Origin of the sequence: Streptomyces sp. NBC_01264, assembly GCF_026340675.1 — a bacterium.
GTDB lineage: Bacteria > Actinomycetota > Actinomycetes > Streptomycetales > Streptomycetaceae > Streptomyces.
In genome coordinates, this window is the sequence record NZ_JAPEOX010000001.1 from 1659063 (window position 1) to 1678823 (window position 19761).

Annotated in this window: 19 protein-coding genes; 9 read left to right on the top strand and 10 right to left on the bottom strand. The window is 71.6% G+C overall.

Translation table 11 applies throughout. From position 1 onward, the window contains the following. Positions 1–213 precede the first annotated feature (213 nt). Together OG435_RS07490 and sigK are read right to left on the bottom strand one after the other, a co-directional pair. Positions 214–960, bottom strand: a complete 747-nt coding sequence (locus tag OG435_RS07490; protein WP_266876040.1) for an anti-sigma factor — start codon at positions 958–960, stop codon at positions 214–216. Next, entirely contained in the window at positions 957–1541 is a 585-nt protein-coding gene (gene sigK, locus OG435_RS07495; RefSeq protein WP_430625595.1) for an ECF RNA polymerase sigma factor SigK, read from the bottom strand. The genes OG435_RS07490 and sigK overlap by 4 nt, the downstream gene beginning before the upstream one ends. A 491-nt stretch (positions 1542–2032) precedes the next feature. Here sigK and OG435_RS07500 point away from each other — a divergent pair, with 491 nt between their 5' ends. Beyond that, a complete protein-coding gene (locus tag OG435_RS07500; RefSeq protein WP_266876041.1) occupies positions 2033–2689 on the top strand; it encodes a fasciclin domain-containing protein in 657 nt (218 codons plus the stop codon). A gap of 149 nt (positions 2690–2838) precedes the next feature. On the opposite strand, the gene OG435_RS07505 is transcribed toward OG435_RS07500, so the two are convergent. Together OG435_RS07505 and OG435_RS07510 are read right to left on the bottom strand one after the other, a co-directional pair. Then, positions 2839–2982, bottom strand: coding sequence for a hypothetical protein (locus OG435_RS07505; RefSeq protein ID WP_266876042.1), 144 nt, complete (start codon positions 2980–2982; stop codon positions 2839–2841). A gap of 27 nt (positions 2983–3009) precedes the next feature. Then, entirely contained in the window at positions 3010–3279 is a 270-nt protein-coding gene (locus OG435_RS07510; protein ID WP_430625596.1) for a short-chain dehydrogenase, read from the bottom strand. A 122-nt stretch (positions 3280–3401) separates the two neighbouring features. Here OG435_RS07510 and OG435_RS07515 point away from each other — a divergent pair, with 122 nt between their 5' ends. The 3 genes from OG435_RS07515 to OG435_RS07525 all read left to right on the top strand — a co-directional run bounded on the left by OG435_RS07515 (position 3402) and on the right by OG435_RS07525 (position 5917). Next, on the top strand, positions 3402–4550 hold the full coding sequence (locus OG435_RS07515) for a PP2C family protein-serine/threonine phosphatase (protein WP_266876043.1): 1149 nt from the start codon (positions 3402–3404) through the stop codon (positions 4548–4550). A 72-nt stretch (positions 4551–4622) separates the two neighbouring features. Further along, the gene (locus tag OG435_RS07520) at positions 4623–5189 is read left to right on the top strand and encodes a PQQ-binding-like beta-propeller repeat protein (RefSeq protein ID WP_266881561.1); all 567 of its coding nucleotides are present in this window, start codon (positions 4623–4625) and stop codon (positions 5187–5189) included. Positions 5190–5215: 26 nt separating this feature from the next. Beyond that, a complete protein-coding gene (locus OG435_RS07525) occupies positions 5216–5917 on the top strand; it encodes a hypothetical protein (RefSeq protein WP_266876044.1) in 702 nt (233 codons plus the stop codon). Between the two features lie 30 nt (positions 5918–5947). Here OG435_RS07525 and OG435_RS07530 read toward each other — a convergent pair whose 3' ends face one another. Together OG435_RS07530 and OG435_RS07535 are read right to left on the bottom strand one after the other, a co-directional pair. Further along, a complete protein-coding gene (locus tag OG435_RS07530) occupies positions 5948–7447 on the bottom strand; it encodes a DHA2 family efflux MFS transporter permease subunit (protein ID WP_266876045.1) in 1500 nt (499 codons plus the stop codon). Positions 7448–7469: 22 nt separating this feature from the next. Further along, complete coding sequence (locus tag OG435_RS07535) at positions 7470–8861, bottom strand: DUF5685 family protein (RefSeq protein ID WP_266876046.1); 1392 nt, start codon at positions 8859–8861, stop codon at positions 7470–7472. Between the two features lie 101 nt (positions 8862–8962). Between OG435_RS07535 and OG435_RS07540 the strand changes: the two genes are divergently transcribed. The 3 genes from OG435_RS07540 (at position 8963) to OG435_RS07550 (ending at position 12326) form a co-directional block, all read left to right on the top strand. Next, entirely contained in the window at positions 8963–9367 is a 405-nt protein-coding gene (locus tag OG435_RS07540) for an FKBP-type peptidyl-prolyl cis-trans isomerase (protein WP_323187796.1), read from the top strand. A gap of 197 nt (positions 9368–9564) precedes the next feature. Continuing rightward, positions 9565–11658 (top strand): calcium-binding protein, encoded by a 2094-nt coding sequence (locus OG435_RS07545; protein ID WP_266876047.1) that lies wholly within the window; start codon positions 9565–9567, stop codon positions 11656–11658. A gap of 86 nt (positions 11659–11744) precedes the next feature. Beyond that, positions 11745–12326, top strand: coding sequence for a TIGR03086 family metal-binding protein (locus tag OG435_RS07550; protein WP_266876048.1), 582 nt, complete (start codon positions 11745–11747; stop codon positions 12324–12326). A 47-nt stretch (positions 12327–12373) separates the two neighbouring features. On the opposite strand, the gene OG435_RS07555 is transcribed toward OG435_RS07550, so the two are convergent. Continuing rightward, positions 12374–13672 carry an acyltransferase family protein gene (locus tag OG435_RS07555; protein ID WP_266876049.1) on the bottom strand — a complete coding sequence of 433 codons (1299 nt, stop codon included), beginning with the start codon at positions 13670–13672 and terminating at the stop codon, positions 12374–12376. Further along, entirely contained in the window at positions 13669–15750 is a 2082-nt protein-coding gene (locus OG435_RS07560) for a bifunctional polysaccharide deacetylase/glycosyltransferase family 2 protein (RefSeq protein WP_266881563.1), read from the bottom strand. Before OG435_RS07560 ends, OG435_RS07555 begins: the two co-directional genes overlap by 4 nt. A gap of 74 nt (positions 15751–15824) precedes the next feature. Between OG435_RS07560 and OG435_RS07565 the strand changes: the two genes are divergently transcribed. Both OG435_RS07565 and OG435_RS07570 read left to right on the top strand, forming a co-directional pair. Further along, complete coding sequence (locus OG435_RS07565) at positions 15825–16499, top strand: hypothetical protein (RefSeq protein ID WP_266876050.1); 675 nt, start codon at positions 15825–15827, stop codon at positions 16497–16499. A gap of 365 nt (positions 16500–16864) precedes the next feature. Continuing rightward, positions 16865–17749 carry a glycoside hydrolase family 16 protein gene (locus tag OG435_RS07570; RefSeq protein WP_266876051.1) on the top strand — a complete coding sequence of 295 codons (885 nt, stop codon included), beginning with the start codon at positions 16865–16867 and terminating at the stop codon, positions 17747–17749. 108 nt (positions 17750–17857) lie between these two features. On the opposite strand, the gene OG435_RS07575 is transcribed toward OG435_RS07570, so the two are convergent. Then, positions 17858–18538, bottom strand: a complete 681-nt coding sequence (locus tag OG435_RS07575) for a response regulator (RefSeq protein ID WP_266876052.1) — start codon at positions 18536–18538, stop codon at positions 17858–17860. Beyond that, positions 18535–19620 (bottom strand): sensor histidine kinase, encoded by a 1086-nt coding sequence (locus tag OG435_RS07580; protein WP_266876053.1) that lies wholly within the window; start codon positions 19618–19620, stop codon positions 18535–18537. The genes OG435_RS07575 and OG435_RS07580 overlap by 4 nt, the downstream gene beginning before the upstream one ends. Between the last annotated feature and the right edge of the window lie 141 nt (positions 19621–19761).

Sequence of the window (19761 nt, forward strand, 5' to 3'; positions counted from 1 at the left end):
CCATACAGGTGGGGTGACCACTCGGTCGGACCACGCGCCCATGAGCCATCAGCAGCGGCGATAGGGCCCACCGACCCCGCGCCGCACCTTTGCGCTCAGACCCGCGCGCCCCTACTTCGCCGGGGAAGCTCAGACGGCTTGGCCCGAGCCAGCCTGTTCCCCCGAAGGGGTGGGCACTTCCCTGCATCCGGCCGAACGGTGCCACGCCGTCGGTCAGGCGGGGAGCGTCAGCTGGAGCAGGGGGCTCGTGGTGGGCTGCGGGGAGCCGCCGGCCGGTTCGAGGGTGAGACCGACCGCGCGGGCACTGCCCCGGTCGCCTTGCATGACGGTGGCGCCGTCGCTGGGGAGGAGGCCGGCGGGGCGCATGGTGCCGTTGTCGTCGAACCACAGCTGGTACGTCTTGCCGGCCGGCGGGGTCGGCAGGCCGGCGCTGACGAAGACGGCCTTGTCGCGCAGCGCCGAGGTGACCACGGTGGTGGCGGCGCCGGTGGTGGTGCGTCCGTGCACGGTCCTGGCGTCGGGGGCGGTCATGACGGCCGCCAGCTCCTGGGCCTGCTCGTTGGTGAGCCGGGCCTGGGCACGGGCCTGTTCGGTCTGCTGGTGCTGCCAGACGGCGAGTCCGCCGAAGGTAGCGGCGAGGGCGATACCGGCGGCGACGACGAACGGGCCGGCCCTGCGCGTCAGGACGGCGGTGAGCCGGGCCGGGGCGGCGGGCCGGATGCGCGGTGGCAGCTGACGGACGCCTTCGATGCGGTGGACCACCACCTGCTTCATGCGGGCGGGCGCGGGCAGTTGAGCCGCTGCGGCCAGATGTGCGGCGGTCGCCGCGAACTCGGTGACCTCCTGCGCGCAGGCCGGGCACTGCCCGAGGTGCGCGGTGAAAGCCTCGTACTCCTTGCCCGTGAGCGCGTCCAGGGCGTACGCCCCGGTGAGGGTGTGCAGGTCTTCGTCGTGTTTCACGTTGTCACCCCCATGCAGTCGCGCAGCCGGATCAGTCCGTCGCGCATTCGGGTCTTGATGGTCGGAAGCGGGGAGTGCAGGGCGTCCGCGACCTCGCGGTAGGTCAGGCCCTGGTAGTAGGCCAGGGTCACGGCTTGTCGCTGGAGTTCGGTCAGGCCGCGCAGGCAGCGGCGTACCTGTTCGCCGTCCAGGCGTGTTTCGACCTGTTCGGCGACTTCGTCGAAGGGCCTGGCCTGGTCGCGTACGGCGTTGGCGTACTCGCGGTCGGCGGAGGCCTGGGCGGACCGGACGCGGTCCACCGCCCTGCGGTGGGCGATCGTCGCCACCCAGGTCATGACGGATCCCTGCTCCGGGTGGTAGCGGGCGGCTTGGCGCCACAGGTCGATCATCGCTTCCTGAGCCACCTCCTCCGCCTGCGCGCGGTCCCGGACGACCTTGACGGCGATGCCGAAGACCATGGGGGCGACCGCGTCGTACAGGACGGTGAAGGCGTCCTTGTCGCCGTGGCTCACCCGCTCCATCACCTCCTCCAGCCGCGGTCCGCCCGCGTCCGTTCCTCCGGACCGCTGACGCTGGGTCACCGGTGTCCCGTCCCGAGTCGCCGGGAGCCTGGCTGCGGTCCGGCGCCTCTGTCGACCCGGTCGCTTCTGTCGCCTCTGTCGCCGCGTCCGCGCCCGCGCCTCGGTGCCATCAACCGCTCTTTCGACGAGAGAAGGACCGGCCCGTGGTCGGGGGCCGGTCATGGTTGCTCCGCTTGTCTTGCATGTTCTTCGTAGCGGACCTTTGTACGGATTGCTCCGGTGCGGCAACGCCGCACCTCTGGCGCCATCCGATCGGGTGAAGCCGCCTTCCACCGCCCAGCCACCCGGGGGCCTCATGTGCCCGCTCCGGGAGCGGAAACCGCTGATGTCGACGCGGGACCAATCCGCCGGACGGAGCGCAGCGAATGCCGGGTGTGAGTGCTCCGCGGCACTGACGGCTGGTCTCGGCCGGGCCGAGGGACGTACGCGGAGCAGCTCCACCCCCAGACCTGATGTGCCTTTGATCGCCAGATGCATACGAGGAGATCCTCATGTCCAGCACGCTTCGTTTCCGTCGTACCGCTCTCGCCGTGGCCGCCGCGGCCGTTCTTCCCTTCGCCCTGTCCGCCTGCTCCGACTCCGGAAGTGACTCCGCGTCCGGATCCTCTTCGGACAAGAGCAGCGAAGCTCCGGCCGCCTCGCAGCCCGCGACGCCGGACGCGTCGATGGCCGGGGACAAGCCGTTCGGACCGGCCTGTGCCGGGGTTCCCGCCGATGGTGCCGGCTCGTTCGACGGGATGGCCAAGGACCCAGTCGCGACCGCGGCGTCCAACAACCCGGCGCTGTCCACCCTGGTGGCGGCCGTCAAGCAGGCCGGGCTCGTCGACACCCTGAACAACGCTCAGGGCATCACGGTGTTCGCGCCGACCAACGACGCCTTCGCCAAGATCCCGAAGGCCGACCTCGACAAGGTCCTCGCCGACAAGGCCACCCTCACCAAGATCCTCACGTACCACGTCGTCGGCCAGGAGCTGACGCCGAAGCAGCTGGAGTCGGGCTCCTTCGACACCCTGGAGAAGACCAAGCTCACCACCAGCGGCTCGGGCGAGACCTACAAGGTCAACGACACCTCCAACGTCGTCTGCGGCAACGTCAAGACCGCGAACGCCAACGTCTACATCGTCGACACCGTCCTGATGCCCAAGTAACACCCTTCCGCGCGACCCGCAGCACCTGCACTCCCAGGAGCACTCGGCAGGGCGGCCGTCCCAGGACGGTCCCGCCGGGTGCTCGTCGCGCGCTGCGGCAGGCCCCAGCCGGTCGCCCTCGGACATGGTGCGCGGCCGGTCGGCGCCCCTCAGTGGGCAGGGGCTCCGAATTCCGCGTGCTGGGTGTGGAAGGCGTACTCCGCGTCATCGCCGGAGGGCGGTGCGGAGAACAAGATCCTGCGCGCTTCGGCCCGTGCCTGGTCCAGGAGCTCTTCGAACTCTTCGTCGGTCATCGTGATCACCTCACACCACTCGTCCCCCTACAGGTGATTCGTGGCACACCCGCTGCCGGACTGGTCGGCGGCGGCCGCGAGCAGGTTCCCGGAGAGCGTCCACAGGCGTCGGGCGTTGTCCGGGTCGAGGGCGTAGCGGGCGACGCCGTGCAGGTTGCCGGTGCGGCGCTCGACGGTCCCGGTCCCGTTGCAGTCGGCGAAGTAGCGGCCGCCGATGCCTTCGAGGAGGGGTGACGTGGCGAGGAGTAGGGCCGTCGCGGCGCTGCACCTCGTGGCCGCGCTGCGGGCGGCCGCCATCGCGACCGACGACGACGCACCCTGAGCACACTGGGGCGGGCCACCGTCCTGCCGCAGCCGCGGACAGCGGTTCCCGGAGCGCCACGTCCTCCCCTTTGGGGTGCGGAGGGAAGGCTTGGGGCATGGCCCTTCGAGGATGGTTGGACGTCCGGCGCTCCTGGCTGCCGGGGCACGCGCCCGCGCTGCTCGCGATCCCGCTCGGGCTGATCGTCACCGTGTGCGTACTGGACGTACTGGCTCCGCCGCACATCCACCTCGGACCGCTGCTCGTGGCGGCGCCCGCGATCACCGTGGCGTTTGCCGGCGCCCGTACGACGGCGGTGATGGGGGGTCTGGCCGTAGCGGCCCAGGTGCTGATCGGCATGCTCAGGGGGGTCTCGGGCACCGCCAACATCCAGGCGCAGATCGCTGCCCTGATCGTCGTCTCGGCCGTCTGTGTCACCGTCTGTGTGGTGCGGGGCCGGCGCGAGCAGCAACTGCACCGGGTCCGGTCGGTGGCCGAGGCAGCCCAAAGAGTGCTGTTGCAGCCGCTGCCCGCGCGCGCCGGGCCGCTGCGGATCGCCGGCTTGTACATCCCCGCCGAGGAGGAGGCCGAGCTGGGCGGAGACCTGTACGCCGCCGCACGCACCGCCCACCACAGCACCCGGATCCTCCTCGGCGATGTGCGCGGCAGTGGTCTGGGCGCCATCAGCAACTCCGCGCTGCTGCTCGGCGCCTTCCGAGCGGCCGCCCATCGGCAGGCCACCCTTCCCCGCCTCGCCGTCCACCTGGACGCCGCGTTCCGCTGGGACACCGGCCAGTGGCGGTCGCGGACGGAGCAGGACACCATCGAGGACTTCGCCACCGCCGTGCTGCTCGACATCCCCGACCACGATCCGGTGGTCCACCTCATCAGCTGCGGTCACCCGCCGCCGCTCATCCTCCGCGGAGATCGGCTCATCCCGCTCGTGGCCGAGGCCAGCCACCTTCCGATCGGATTCGGCGGGGCCTTCGGGATCACCGACTACGACGTCCAGACGTTCCCGTTCGAGGCCGGCGACCTGATACTCCTCTACACCGACGGCGTCATCGAGGCACGCGACACCGACGGACGCTTCTACCCGTTCACCGAACGCGCGCCACAGTGGACCGCGGAAGCCCCCGACCAACTCCTGCGCCATCTCCGGGCCGACCTGCTGGCCCACGTCCATGCGCACCTCGGCGACGACGCGGCCGTCGTCGCGATCCGCCGCAGGGCGTCCGCCCCTGCGCCGTCCGAACCCGCCCCGTGAACGGGGGCGGCGTGCCGTAGCCGGCCGGAGGTGGGCTCCCTCGATCGTCAGGGGCGCAACCAGATCGGGTTGGTGAGGGCGGCCGGCCAGGACGGCGCCACCGTCTGGAGCCGGCCCAGCGGCCTTCCACAGGTCGCCGTGACTGCGTCCATGGCCGGCTACCAGAGCTCACTCTCCCTCCACCAAGGCGTCCTCACCTGCATACCCCCCGGAACCTCGGTGCTCCCGGACAACCCCGTCGACACGGCGGCCTTCGACCCCGCCCGGGGCACCCGGCTCTGGAGCGGCAGGCGCAGTGGCCCCGTCGCCGGGAGCGCCGAGGCCGCGGGGGTGCTCGTCCTGGGCGGACCGCGGGGCGCGTCCGGCACCGACCTGCGCACCGGGCGTACCGCCTGGATCCGGCAGTCGCCCCCAGGCGGCGCCACCGTCCGGGGCTCCGCCGGGAAGCTGGTCCTCCTCACCGCACCCACCGCCGCCGGAGGGATCACCCTGCAGGCGCTCACCGCCGGCGGAGGCACCGTGAAGTGGCAGCAGACCTTCGCCCGGCAGCCGGGAGAGCCGCGGGTCCTGCTCCAGGACTCGGCCCTCCTGATCGGCTACGGGACCACGCTGACCGCCTACCGCCTGCCCAGCAGCTGACCCGCCTCCGAAAGGTTCACCACGAGATGGCCGACACCGAGGACACCCCGCACGCCCTCCCGAACCCGGCCGACCTGCGCCCCGTAGGCCCCGCCCAGCGGTGGATCTGGCTGCTCGGCGGCCTCGCCGCCGGGGCCGCGGCCATCACCCTCGCACTGAGCCTGGCTGCCAACCTCGTCGAGGCGGCACCGGCCGCCGCACCGACCACTGCGGCAACCGTCACCGGCGGTCCGGAAACCGCGCCCTACACCAAACTGGTCGACGGCTGTGCGCTGCTGCGCCCGGAGACGGTCGAGCGGTACATCAAGGGAGCCACCTGCACCGCGCAGGAGCAGAGAGCCGGTGAGGCCTCGTCGAACGGGATGTGGACGAGCATGACCTCCGGCTATGCCGAGGCGCGGATCGGCGTAGGACTGTCCCCGTTCGCGGAAGGCGTCTACCAGCAGACCCTGACCATCAGCCGGAACATGGCGACCACCACCGGCGCGAAGATCACCGACGACCGGGCCGTTCCGGACCTGGGCGACAAGGCGACCCTGCTCTACACCTCCTACAGCGGCTACGGCCGTGCCAAGCTCTCGGTGGTCCGGAACAACGCGCTCGTCACCGTCGAATACTCCGCGAGCACGTACTCCGGCCTGACCCGCAAGGACGTTCCCGTCGACACCGCCGAGGCAGCCGCCATCGCCTGCGCCAAGGACGTGCTCGGCACGCTCGCCACTCCCTGAACCCGCCCTGGCCCCGCACCCATCGGGGCGTCAGCCTGGCGTGTGGGCCGTTTGGCTCGTCGCGGTGCCGTCTTCGTCCCGGGCCTGCGCCGCCGCGGGCTGGTGCGGAGCGGGCGGGGTGCGGATCAGCAGCGCGACCAGCACGGCCAGTGCGCCGAGCCCGGCGCCGATGCCGAATCCCCATTGGATGCCCGTGGCGAGGGCGCCGGTGGCGTCGGCGCCCTCGGCCGCCGCCGTGGCGGCGTGCCCCGACATGACGCTGATCACCAGGGCGGTGCCCGCGGCGGCCGCGACCTGTTGGAGCGAGCCCAGGATGGCGGAGCCGTGGGGGTAGAGGTGCGGCGGCAGTACGGACAGTCCGGAGGTGAAGACGGGGGTGAAGACGAACGCCATGCCCGCGCTGAGGGCCACGTGCAGGGCGAGCACCAGCCACGGCGAGGTCCGTTCGCCCGTGAAGGCGAACAGCGTGAGGCAAAGGGCCGTGAGTACGGCTCCCGGTACGACCAGCCGTGGTGCGCCCAGTCGGTCGTAGAGCTTGCCGACCTGTGGTCCGAGCAGGCCCATGGTCAGGCCGCCGGGGATGAGGAGCAGCCCGGTCTGCAGTGAGGTCAGGCCGCACACCTCCTGCAGGTAGATCGGCAGCAGGATGAAGGTGCCCATGAGGGCCATGAAGGACACGCACATCAGGCCCAGCGCCACCGAGAAATGACGGAACGTCAGTGCGCGCAGGTCCAGCAGCGGGGTGGAGGAGCGCTGCAGTGCCAGCTGTCGCCATACGAACAGTCCTACGAGCACGGCGCCGGCCGAGGTGACGGCCTCCGCGGGCACCGGGGCCCGGGCCGCGTTCTCGGCGCCGAGTCCGCTCAGGCCGTAGACCAGGGCGCCGAAGCCCGCCGCCGCCAGGGGGACGGACAGCCAGTCGATGGGACCGGCCTGCGGCTCGCCGATGTTGACCAGGTTGCGCCGGCCGAACACGGCCATGCCTCCGGCGATGGGCAGTACGGCCAGGAACAGCAGTCGCCACGAGCCCAGTTGCAGCAGCACCCCGGAGACGGCGGGGCCGAGGGCGGGTGCGACGGAGATGACGAGGGTGATGTTGCCCATGACTCGGCCGCGGTCGTGCGGGGGCACGAGGGTCATCAGCGTCGTCATGAGCAGCGGCATCATGACGGCGGTGCCACTGGCCTGGATGACCCGGGCGGCCAGCAGCACGGGGAAGGCGGGCGCGGCCGCGGCCAGAGCCGTACCGGCGAGGAACAGCGCCATGGCGAGGCTGAAGGCGGTCCGGGTCGTCACGCGCTGGAGGAACCACCCCGTCACCGGGATGACCACGGCCATGGTGAGCATGAAGGCCGTGGACAGCCATCCCGCTGCGGCTGCGGTGACCTCGAAATCGCGCATGAGCCGCGGGATCGCGTTGACCATGATCGTCTCGTTGAGGAGGACGACGAACGTGGACAGTACGAGAATCCGCAGCACGGCGGTGACACGGGCGGGCGAGGGGTCGGGCGTTGCGTGGGGCACTGGCATCGTGGCGGGTCCCATCCGTCGTTCAGTCGCAGCAGTCGCAGCAGCACTTGCACGGATTGCAGCAGCCACCGCCACCACCACCGCAGCCGTCACCCGAGCCACCGCCCGAGCCTCCGGAGCTGCCGGAGCCCTGACCACCGCCCCAACCGCCCGAGGAGCCACCCGAGTTGCCGCCGCCCTGGCCGCCGGACCAGCCGTCGTTCCCGGACCGGTCACTCCCGGAACCGTCCCTGGTCGAGCCGCCGTTGCGGTTGCCGTCACCGAACTGCAAGGGCTCTCCGTCATCCATGCCGTCGTCCTCGTTGCAGCGGCAGCACGCACGGCACAACTGGCAATCGGCGCACAGCCGGCCCCGCTCGCGACACCGCCGGCACTGTCCCTCCGGCGGCCGGCCCGACGCCGTCACCCCACCGTCCGGCGCCGCGCCCGCAAGCTCCCCCACGCCGCAGGCCGCGCCCGTGCCGGTCCCCGACGGCGTGTCCGTCTCCGCACCCCGGCGTCCCAGCCAGGGCACCATGCGGAGGCCCGGCGCCGGGCGGCGGCGCTGATGGTGACGGTGCCGAGGGTCGAAGACCCGATCGACGGCACGCTCCAACTCGCCGCCCAGCAGCGCCCGCACCAGCCGATCGTCGACGAACACGGCCTCGGCCAGGGCGAGTCGGATGCCGTGGACGGCGTCGTCGCAGAGCCGGCGCACCTCGGCGCGGTCCGCTCCGGTCACGGCGATCGGGTTCCACGCGCCGGACGCCTCGTCCGCGTCCAGGTCCTCGACGGCGTCCAGCAGGTGCGCCAGCCGGCCGAACAGGCGGCCGGCTTCCGCCAGCGGTTCGGCGTTGCCCGGGCGGTCCGTGAGTACCGCGGTGTGCGCGAAGGCGGCCGCGGTCGCCGTCTCCGCGGGCTCCGTGACCGTCAGCAGCGACCCACCGGGGCCGGTCGACCGCTCGATCTCCGGCTGGCGTTCGACCGCCGCGAGCAGCAGCGCGGTGTCGAAGCCGATCCGTTCGCCGCCGGCGACGCCCGCACGGTCCCAGTGGTGGGCGATCCGGCGTGCCGCCAGCGCCACCGGGCGGCGCCCCGCCAGGCCGTCCCCATCGGCCGCGTGGTCCCGCATCTTCGCCGCGGCCAGGACCAGCGACACCGTCGCCGCCAGCCGCGCGCCCTCGCCCTGCGCCACGTCCGCCGACCGCATCCCGCGCAGCGGGCACGGACCGGCGCCCCGGCGCCAGTCCCCGGTGCGCTCCGACTGCGCTTCGGTCAGTACCGAGACGATCAGGCCGTCGTAGTTGGTGGCCACCCTCGCGAACTGCCCGTACTCGCTGCGCAGGGCCAGGCACAGCCCGCACAGATGCGCCATCCACTCGGTACGCAAGCCCTCGCCCAGGCGATGACGGCACGGTCTGATGATTCCGAACACCTAAGGTTCTCCCCCGTAGAAACAGTTACCCGGACGCCTCCGGGCGGACGGCATGTCCGGCCGGCCCGTGCGGAGCCTCCGTTGGAAAGTATGAGGGTGCGATGAGTGAACTGACGAAGCCCGAGGTCGAGGTTCCGGAGGGTGCCGCTCCCACCGAGCTGACCGTCCGGGACCTGGTCGTCGGGGACGGGGTCGAGGTCAAGCCGGGCATGGTGGTCAGGGTCCACTACGTCGGGGTGACCTTCGAGTCCGGGAAGGAGTTCGACGCCTCCTGGGACCGGGGTGAGCCGTTCAAGTTCGCCGTGGGCGGTGGCCGGGTCATCAAGGGCTGGGACCGGGGGGTGAAGGGGATGAGGGTCGGCGGCCGCCGCGAGATCATCGTTCCCCCGCGTCTCGGCTACGGCAAGCAGTCGCCCTCGCCGTTGATCCCTGCGGGCTCGACCCTGGTCTTCGTCGTGGACCTGCTGGACTCGTACTCCGGCACGGCCGGATGGAGCAAGGGCTAGGGGGTGTCTTGCCGATCAGGCCGGGAGCGGTCCGCGCGGAGCGTGAGGGCCCGCCCTTCCCCCGCCAGTTCGGCCGCAGGGGTGGATCACCGGACTCGGAAGGCTGCGGGCCGCCGCGCCTCGGGCGTCCCGCGCACGGCCGGCACGAAGCTGCTGCCTGCTCGTTTCCGCGGCGCGACGCGGAGGTCCGTACGCCCATGATCAGCTCATACCCCAGACCAGATGAGGAGCACCACCGCCCCGTCCGGCCCGGAGGGCGGGGCGGCAAGGTGGTGGCAGCCGCGGCGGCTGCCGCCCTGGCGCTGGTGCTCGCTCTGCCCGGCACCGCGCTGGCGGCTCCGGGGGACCTGGACCCCGCCTTCGCCGGCTCCGGCAAGGTCCAGACGTACTTCCCCGACGACGGCGGTCCGTGGGACTACGCCGAGGGGCTGGACGTGGCCCGGCAGGGCGACGGCAAGCTGGTCGTGGCCGGCCACGTCTCGGGGCCCGGCGTCCCCTTCGACATGGCGCTGATCCGGTACAACGCCAACGGCAGTGTCGACACCGCCTTCGGTGGTGGCGACGGCCGGGTGACCAGTGACTTCGGGGGTGACGACCAGGCCGAGGCGGTGGCCGTGCAGCCCGCCGACGGGAAGATCGTGGTCGCCGGCCGTACGGAGGTCCCGGACGAGGGCGGCGGCTGCTGCTTCTTCTCCGTCGCCCGCTACAACACCGACGGCTCGCTCGACCAGGGCTTCGGCTCGGCCGGTCTCGTGCGCGTCGACGACTTCGGCAGCGCCTCGGGGGCCGCCGACCTGGTCGTCCAGCCGGACGGAAAGATCCTCGCGGTCGGCCTCAGCGGCGGGGCGGGCTTCGCCCTGGCCCGCCTCAACCCGAACGGCAGCCCCGACCCGGCCTTCGGCGGGGACGGCACGGTGGTGGCGGGCTTCGCTCCCGCCTTCCGCGGGGACGCCGGCGGCCAGGCCACCGGCCTGGCGCTGCAGCCGGACGGCCGGTTCGTGGCCGTCGGCTACGTGGGCAGCACCGCCTTCGACTTCGGCGTGGCCCGCTACCTGTCCAACGGCAGCCTCGACACGTCCTTCAGCGGTGACGGCATGGCCACCGCGGACTTCGGCGGCACGGACTTCGGCCGGGCCGTGGCGGTCCGGTCCGACGGGGCGGTCGTCGTCGCCGGATCGACCAACACCGGTTTCGCACTGGCCCGGTTCACCGCGGGCGGCGGTCCCGACCCGGCCTTCGGCACCGGCGGCAAGGTCACCACCGTCTGGCCCCTCAGCACGGCGGTGGCGTACGACATGGCGCTCCAGCAGGACGGGAAGATCCTCGTCGGCGGCACGGCCGACGACCCGGACAGCCAGGAGGCCTCCGACTTCGCCCTCGCCCGCTACCTGCCGAGCGGTGTCCTGGACACCGGCTTCGGCGGCGGCGACGGCCGCGTGTACACCGGCATGCTGGGCGGGGAGGAGATCCGCGGCCTGCTCGTACAGCCCGACGGGAAGACCGTGGCCGCGGGCCTGGCCGGGCTCGGGGCCTTCGGCATCGCCCGCTACGAAGGCGGCGGCGGCACTCCGCCTCCGCCCCCGGCCGCCGACCTGTCGGTGACGCACACCGGTACGCCGACCGTGAGCATCGGCGACCAGGCCTCGTACACCGTACGGGTCTCCAGCGCCGCGACGTCCACCGTGACCGCGACGGGCGTGACCCTCACCGACTCCCTCTCGGGAGCGGGCGGCACCCTCCTGTCGGCCGTCCCCTCCCAAGGCACCTGCACGACCACGGCGACCGGGGCGAACTGCGCCCTGGGCAGCCTCGCACCGGGTGCGAGCGCCACGGTCACGGTGACGGCCGAGCCGCGCGCCACGGGCACCCTGACGAACAGCGCCTCCGTCACCGCCTCGACCCAGGACCCGAACGCGGCCAACAACAGTGCGGGCGCGTCGACCTCGGTGAACAACTCCCGCGGCTGCACGATCATCGGCACCAGCGGTACGGACACCCTGAACGGCGGCTACTCCAACGACGTCATCTGCGGCCTCAGCGGCAATGACACCGTCAGCGCGAGCTACGGCAACGACACCGTCCACGGTGGCCCGGGCAACGACAACATCGACGGAGGCTTCGGCGACGACACCCTGAACGGCGGCCCGGGCAACGACGTCCTCACCGGCTACTACGGCAACGACCGCCTGACCACCACCGACGGCGTGGGCGCCAACGACACCGCCAACGGCGGCATGGGCACCGACACCTGCACCACCGACCCCGGCGACACCCGCATCAGCTGCCCCTGATCCGAGGCGTGGGAGGGGTTCGTCCGTCCATTCGTTCGCTCCCCTCCCGCGCCGGGCTGTGCCCCCTGACCCCGAAGGAGCGGCAGATGACCGATTCCACGATGCTCGACCTCGGACCGCAGTGCGGGATCGTGGCCCGGCTCGCGGCGGGCGTCCCGGACGACCGGCTCGCCGGCCCGACGCCCTGCCCCGAGTACGCGGTCCGCGACGTGCTGGGCCACATCACGCACCTGGCCGTCGCCTTTCGCGACGCCGCCCGCAAGAACCTGGGCCCCACGACGGACACGGCCCCCGGCGCGGCCGTACCCGACCTTCCCGCCGGCTGGCGGGAGGAGCTGCCCCGGGTCCTCGGCGAGCTCGCCGAAGCCTGGAGGGATCCGGACGCCTGGACCGGCATGACCCGTGCGGGCGGCGTGGACCTGCCGGGCGAGGTCGCGGGTCTGGTGGCCGTCAACGAACTGGTCGTTCACGGCTGGGACCTGGCGCGCTCCACCGGCCAGGAGTACGCACCCGAACAGGCCGCCCTGCACGCCTCGTACGCCTTCCTCCAGGCAACGGTGGAGGAGGAAGGCGGCGGCGGGGGCATCTTCGGTCCCGTCGTCCCCGTCCCGGACGACGCCCCGCTGCTGGACCGGGCGATCGGGCTGAGCGGACGTGATCCGGGCTGAGCCGACGCGATCCGGGCCGGCCGGTACCGGGTGACGGGCGGGCTCCCTCAGTCGGCGGCCCGGCGCCTGCCGCGCTGACGGCGCGGGTACGGCAGGAGCCGCGGCGCGCGTCTGGCGGCCACGTCCTCGACCCAGCCGAAGGTCAGCACCAGCAGACCGACCAGCGGGATCGCCACCAGCAGCGTGAACCACTGGCTGGTCAGCAGCCACTGGAGGTGCTCGTAGAAGAAGGGGACGCTCCAGAGGGGGTCGATCAGCGGGATCGCGACCGCGAGCGCCGCCTGGTGCCACAGGTAGACGCTGACGGCGCGGGAGTTGAGCAGGCTGACCAGGCCGTTCCACCGCTCCAGCGCCCTGGGCCACTGCTCCCAGGACGGGCTGATGTGGAGCAGGATGGCTACGAAGCCGAGGGACCACAGGGCCTGGGCGATCGGCCAGGCCTCGATTTCGGTCGGTACGGTCGGGTCGACCGGGCGGGTCTGCAGGTACCAGAGCCCGGCCACCATGACCAGCGGCGCGACGGACGGCAGGACGTACTGCGGGATCTTCTTGAGCAGCCCCTCCTGGTGGGCCATGCCGAGGATCCAGCAGGAGCCGAACATGGCGAAGTCGTTGGCGCTCTCCCAGACCCGGCCGTAGACGAACTCCTGGTCGGCGAAGAGGGTGTTCATGACGATCAGCGCCGCCAGGGGGCCGGACAGCGTCACCACCGGAAGCCGTCGCAGCGCCCGGAGCATCAGCGGAGAGAGCAGCACGAACCACAGGTAGGCCCGGAGGTACCAGAGCGGGACGGTGATCTGCAGGGCCCACGTCGGTTCCACCAGGCCGAAGCCGGGCAGGCCCTCCGCGTACGGCGGCGTGCTCAGCGGCAGGATCCAGAAGCCCAGCTTGGTCCACCACCAGGTGGGGTGGCCTTCGGAGTCGGGGCCCCAGCCGTCGAGGATCTGGAGGGTGAGCAGGACGGCGCCGAACAGCCACATCGGCGGCAGCAGCCGGCGCAGTCGGCCGCGGATCACGCCGAGGGCGGGGCGGCTGAGCGAGCGGACCATCAGCGAGCCGGCCAGCGCGAACATCACGCCCATCGACGGGAAGACGAGGGGCAGCCAGAACCAGCCGAAGTTGTGGTAGAGCATCACGCGCACCAGCGCGAGCGCGCGCAGGAGGTCGAGATAGCGGTCCCGGCCGCCCTTGCGCGGGGCGGGTGACCCCGGATCCGGAGACGAATCCGGCTCTGGCTCTGGCTCCGTCTGCGCCTCCGGCCACGGTCCCTGCCCCTGGTACGGAAAGGCGAGGACCCTCAGCTGGACGGTGTCCTGGGTGCGCCCGGGGTCGGTGTACGCGGTCACGGTCGGACCTCCACGGGTACGGCGACCTCACCGGTGCGCCGGAGCTTCTGCCAGCGCAGGCGGCCCCCGGTCATCGCCGTGATCGCGGACTGCAGCAGGACGATGTACATCAGCTGCCGGTAGACCAGTTGCTGGATCGGCAGGCTGATCAGGTACCAGGGCTTCTCGCCGTCGAGATGGAAGGCGTACCAGGACAGTGCGGCCTGGAGCAGGATGAAGCCGCCCCAGCTGCTGAGGGTGATGCCCGCGTCCCCGAAGAACACGCCGTACAGCAGGAACAGGTCGACCAGCGGCGCCAGCAGCGGGGCGATCACGCCGAAGAGCACGACGAGCGGCAACCCGAGCCGGCCGAAGCGCCCGGCCGGGCCGCGGGAGGTCACCGCGTGGCGGTGCTTCCACATCGCCTGCATGCTGCCGTAGCTCCAGCGGTACCGCTGGGACCAGAGCTGCTGGAGGCTGACGGGTGCCTCGGTCCAGGCGCGGGCGTGCTCGGCGTAGACGATCCGCCAGCCGTCGCAGAGCACCGCGATGGTGATGTCGGTGTCCTCGGCGAGGGTGTCCTCGCTCATCCCGCCGACCCGCCGCAGGGCCTCCTTGTGGAAGGCTCCGACCGCGCCGGGGATGGTCTGGATGACGTTCAGCATGTCGTACATCCGGCGGTCCAGGTTGTGGCCGAGGACGTACTCGATGTGCTGCCAGGCGCCGATCAGGCTGTCGCGGTTGCCGACCTTGGCGTTGCCCGAGACCGCGCCGATCGCCTCGTCGCCGAAGGGCTGGACCAGCTCGCGCACGGTGGACGGTTCGAAGACGGTGTCGCCGTCCATCATCACGATGATCTCGTGCGAGGCGGCCGCGATACCGGTGTTGCGGGCGCTGGACTTGCCGCCGTTGGCCTGGCGGATCAGCCGGACGAACGGCAGGTTCATCGCCTCGACGATGTCCGCGGTGCCGTCCGAGGAACCGTCGTCGATGACGATCACCTCGATCGGATGATCGCTGACGGCCAGGGAGTTGAGGGTGTTGGCTATGCACTCGCGCTCGTTGTACGCGGGCACCAGCACGGTGACCGCCTGGGTGACGGGCGGTCCCCAGGCGTCGCGCCGCTTGGCGCGGCGGGCGTGGATCGGCGCGAGGACGAGCATCAGCCCGAACCGGCCGAAGTTGAGGAAGCCGACGAGGGCCAGCAGCCCGACCAGTACCGGCAAGGTGTGCACCGCCACCTGGGTGGCCCAGATGTAGCCCTTGCCCGCCCACAGCTGGTACCCGGTCACCGGCACGGTGGCGCCGGAGGCGCCGAGGGCTTCGGAGATGGTGGTGAAGCGGTAGCCCTCGGCCTGCAGCTTGACGATGATCTGCTCGAGCGCGGCGATGGTCTGGGTACGGTCGCCACCCGCGTCGTGCAGCAGGATCAGCGCGCCCGCACCGGGCCTGGACGGCATGGCCGCCTTGACGATCTCCTCGACTCCGGGACGCTTCCAGTCATCGGTGTCCCGGTCGATGAACGCGGTGAGGTAGCCGCGTGCGCCCACGTACTTGATCACCGGGTAGTTCCAGTCGTCCATCGCCGTGGCGTCGGAGGAGTACGGCGGGCGGAACAGTGCGCTGTGGACGCCGGCCACACCGGCCAGGGCGAGCTGCGTCTGCGCCAGCTCCCAGCTGATCCGGGTCTTGGACTGGTACACCAGGTCGGGGTGGGTGAAGGTGTGGACGCCGAGTTCGTGGCCGTCCGCGACGATCTGCCGGATCAGCTCCGGGTTGCGGGTGGTCATGGCGCCGGTCACGAAGAAGTCCGCACGGACGTCATGGGCCGCGAGCACGTCCAGGATCTTCGGAGTCCACTGCGGTGAGGGACCGTCGTCGAAGCTCAGTACCGCGGTGCGGTCGGGGATGTGGTAGCTGACCGGCTTCTCGTTCCTGCTGCCGCGCGCGTCGATGACCGGACCACCCTTGAGCAGTTCGGTCGGCACGGTCGTCTTGTCGACCGAGATCGCGATCCGGTCGTCGTGGAAGGCCTCGTTGGTGGCGAGGCCGCGCAGGACGAGAAGCGCGAGCAGGCATGCCAGCAGCGACAGCGGCATGAAGAAGCGCAGCGGCGGCGCGGCCAGTCGGCGCGGCCTGCGCAGGGACTGCCGGCGGCGCTGATGGCGGGACAATGACGCTCCTGGAGATGGGTGGCGCGGAAGATCAGGGGGTGTTGACGGGCCGGTCCGAAGGACGTGCCCCGGGCGGCACGGTGGCCGGGGCATCCGGTGTGTCGGCCATGGGCCTGGGCCCGGTGGCCGTGGGCTTCGGTTTGGCGGCCGGGGGTTTCGGTTTGGCCGGCGAGGACTTCGACGGAGCGGCCGACGGCTTCGGTGGGGTGAGCACCGGCTTCGACGAGGTGGCGGAGGGCTTCGTCCCGGGCTTCACCGACGGCGCGGCCGGGGCGGCCGGTGCGGACGATGTGGCCGATGCGCCCGGCCGGGGCGAAGAGGTCCGGGACGACGCCGACTGCGAGGTGGGTGACGGCGAGGGTACGGCCGAAGGCAGCGCCGCGGGCTGCCGCGAGGGCTGCGCGGGGATCCCCATCGCCGGGGCGTCCGCCTGCACGCCGATCAGGCTGCCGCCCATGGCGACCGCCAGGACCGCGCCGACTACGGAAACCGGCCATCCGAGCCCCCGCAGCAGACGGCCGCGCAGACCCGACTGGTCGACGAAAACCGGTCCCGGAGCGGGATCCTCGAAGCTCGACCCGGACATTTCAGGCTGCACCGGGTACGCCGATCCGCGATCAGGGGAACCATTGACTGAGCGCACCTTGCGGGGCCTTTCATTGCAGGGTACGTAGACCGTGGGATGGCAGGGCGAACGCTAGTGCACCGGACCAAACCGACTTGGGCCCGATCTGCGCTTTCGGCGCGATCTGCTCCGGTGCCGTAATCGGATTGGAATACCAATTGGCAGTACCGGCAAGTAGGCCTGTATGCGCGGTTGCCGGACAATGATCAGCGCGTATACGACCGGGGAAAAGAGAGGCCGCCGCGAACCTTAGGATGACCTCTCGCGTGATCAGCAATTGATCCGTTGATCCGTTGATCCTCGTTCAAGGGCGTGTCCAGGTACCGCCTCTGCGCCCCAAGGAGCCCGTGTGAGTCAGCCCCGCCGCACCACTCGTCGCCGCGCGTGGACCGCGCTCACGCTGCCCGCCCTCCTGTGCGTGCTCGCCGCCTGCTCCGGCGGCGGCCCCGTCGGCGGACCCGCCGCGTCCACGCCCGCCCCCAGCACCTCGCCGACGCCGTCCGGACCGCCGGGAACCCTGTTCGACGGCTTCCAGTACAGCGGTGCCGACGACCCCTCGCTCGGCGCCAACGGCTGGGAGATCCGTACGGGGGCGGCGGCCCGGGGATCAAGGACACCTGGTCCTCCGCCGGTGCGAGCTTCCCCTCCGACACGACGGCCCAGGGGGGCAAGACCCTGCAGCTGCAGTCCTCCACCGACGGCACCGAGCAGGGCACGCGGCAGGTCGAGGTGCAGACCACCGGCACCCCGCTCTTCACGGGTACCTTCGCCGCCCGGGTCCACCTGACCGACAAGCCCGCCGCCGGCCGCAACGGCGACCACGTCGTCGAGACCTTCTTCCCGATATCGGCGTCGGACTCCTCGGCGAACTACAGCGAGCTCGACTACGAGTACCTGCCGAACGGCGGCTGGGGTTCGGTGGGTCCGCAGCTCGACACCACGAGCTGGTTCAAGGCCGATCCGCCGGACCGGGTCACCCACGCGCTCAAGAAGCGGCGCCTCGAGGGCTGGCACATCATGATGGTCACCTTCCTGAACGGAAAGGTCACCTATTCACTGGACGGCAAGGATCTGTTCACCAGTTCCGGCAAATACGTTCCGCGCGAGAAGATGGACATGCATTTCAGCAACTGGTTCATCGACCTTCCCTTCACCGGCGGTACACGTACGTGGAACATGAAGGTCAACTGGTTCTACTACAAGGCCGGCGAGGCCGTTTCCCAGGCGAATGTCCAGAAAGCCGTCGACGGCTTCTACAACGCCGGAACCACCTACGTGAACACCGTGCCGAAGTCCTGATCCCCGGCCCTTCCACCGGCGGAAAGCGCCCCGCCGCCCCCGGACCCGCGTCCAAGTCCGCGGGGCAGCATCCTTCCTGTCGGACCGGCATGTTTCAGCCAGAGCCGCTCATGCCGGGGGCGCGACCAGGCCGAACTCGTAGGCGAGGATCACGAGGTGGACCCGGTCGCGCGCGTCGAGTTTGGTGAAGAGCCGCGCGAGGTGGGCCTTGGCGGTGGCCACGCTGATGGTGAGTTCCGCGGCGATCTCGGCGTTCGACAGACCCCGGCCCACGAGGGTCAGGACCTCGCGCTCCCGGTCGGTGATGCCGCCGACGGCCGTCCGGCGCGCGGGGGCGGGTTCGGGATCGGGATCGGGGCGCGCCGCGAACTCCTCGATGAGGCGGCGGGTGACGCTGGGCGCGATGAGGGCGTCCCCGGCGGCGACGATCCGGACTCCGTCGAGGATCGACTCCAGGGGCATGTCCTTGACGAGGAAGCCGCTCGCCCCGGCGCGGAGCGCACCGTAGACGTACTCGTCGTCGTCGAAGGTGGTGAGGATCAGGACGCGGGTCGCCGCCCCCGTCGACGAGGCCTCCGCCTTGATCCCGCGGGTGGCCTCGATGCCGTCGGTGCCGGGCATCCGGATGTCCATGATGGCGACGTCCGGCCGTAGCCGCGCCACCAGTTCCACGGCTTCGGCGCCGTTCCCGGCTTCGCCGACCACCTCCAGGTCGGGGGTGTCGGCGATGAGGACGCGCAGGCCCGTACGGATCAGCGGCTGGTCGTCGACCAGTACCACCCGGATCATCGGGCGGCCTCCACCGGTATCGGGAGCAGGGCCGCCACGCGGAAGCCGCCGTCCGGCAACGGCCCGGCGCTGAACTCTCCGTGCAGCAGACCGACCCGCTCCCGCATGCCGACGATGCCGTATCCGGAGCCCCCGGGGGCTCCGGCGCGGCCGTGGCCGCGGTCGACCACGTCGACGGCCAGCTCGCCGTGGCGGTAGTCGACGGTCACCGTGCAGTCCCGGGTGCCGGAGTGCCGCACCACGTTGGTGACCGCCTCCTGGACGATGCGGAAGGCCGCCAGGTCCACGTCCGGGGGCAGTTCGCACCGCTCCCCGCGCCAGCGGACGTAGACCCGGACACCGGCGGACGCGCTGCGCCCGACGAGGTCGCCGAGGGCGGCGAGGCCGGGGACCGGATCCAGCGGCGCCTGCTCCTCCTCGCCCTTGCGCAGCGCGCCGAGCATCCGCCGCAGGCCGGAGAGGGTCTCCCGGCCGGTGGCCTCGATGGCTTCGAGGGCCTTGCGCGTCTCGGCGGGCTGGGTGTCCATGACGCGGCTGCCCACGCCGGCCTGGATGGTGATGATGCCGATGCTGTGGGCGACCATGTCGTGCAGTTCCCGGGCGATCCGCAGCCGCTCGGCGGTGATCGCCTGACGTGTGGCCTGGGCGCGCACCGTGTCCGCGTGGGCCCGGTTCTGACGGATCGTGTTGCCGATCAGCCAGGCGATGGCGACGGTCGACGCGAGCCCGGCCGGCGCCGAGGCGTTGAAGAAGGTGCCGCGGGCCAGCTGCCAGACCGAGTAGCCCGCCAGGGTGGCGACGCAGAGCCCGGCGGCGGGCACGGAGAGCCGCCGGGAGCGGGTCGCGGCGGTGTAGCCCACGGCCGCGTCGGCCAGCAGGAACAGGACGAAGGTCGTCTCCCGCACGGCCATTCCGATCGAGAACACGGTGCCGGCGAGCGCGACGGCCACGGCTGCCAGCGGTGCCCGGAAGAGCAGCAGCGCGCCCAGGGTCGTGACGGCGGCGGTGGCCAGCAGCGGCGCATCCTCGATGTTGCCGTCGTACTGGATCAAGTGACGCAGCTCGTCCGGCCGTTGCAGCATGCGCACGAGGATGAGGGTCACCCAGAAGGCACCCACCCACGCACCCGGTGGCACGCGTCTGAGCAGGAATGGACGAGGAGCTGCGGTCATCGCCCGATCGTAACCGCGGCCGTCCGCCGGGGCATTGGCCCGCGGACCTAG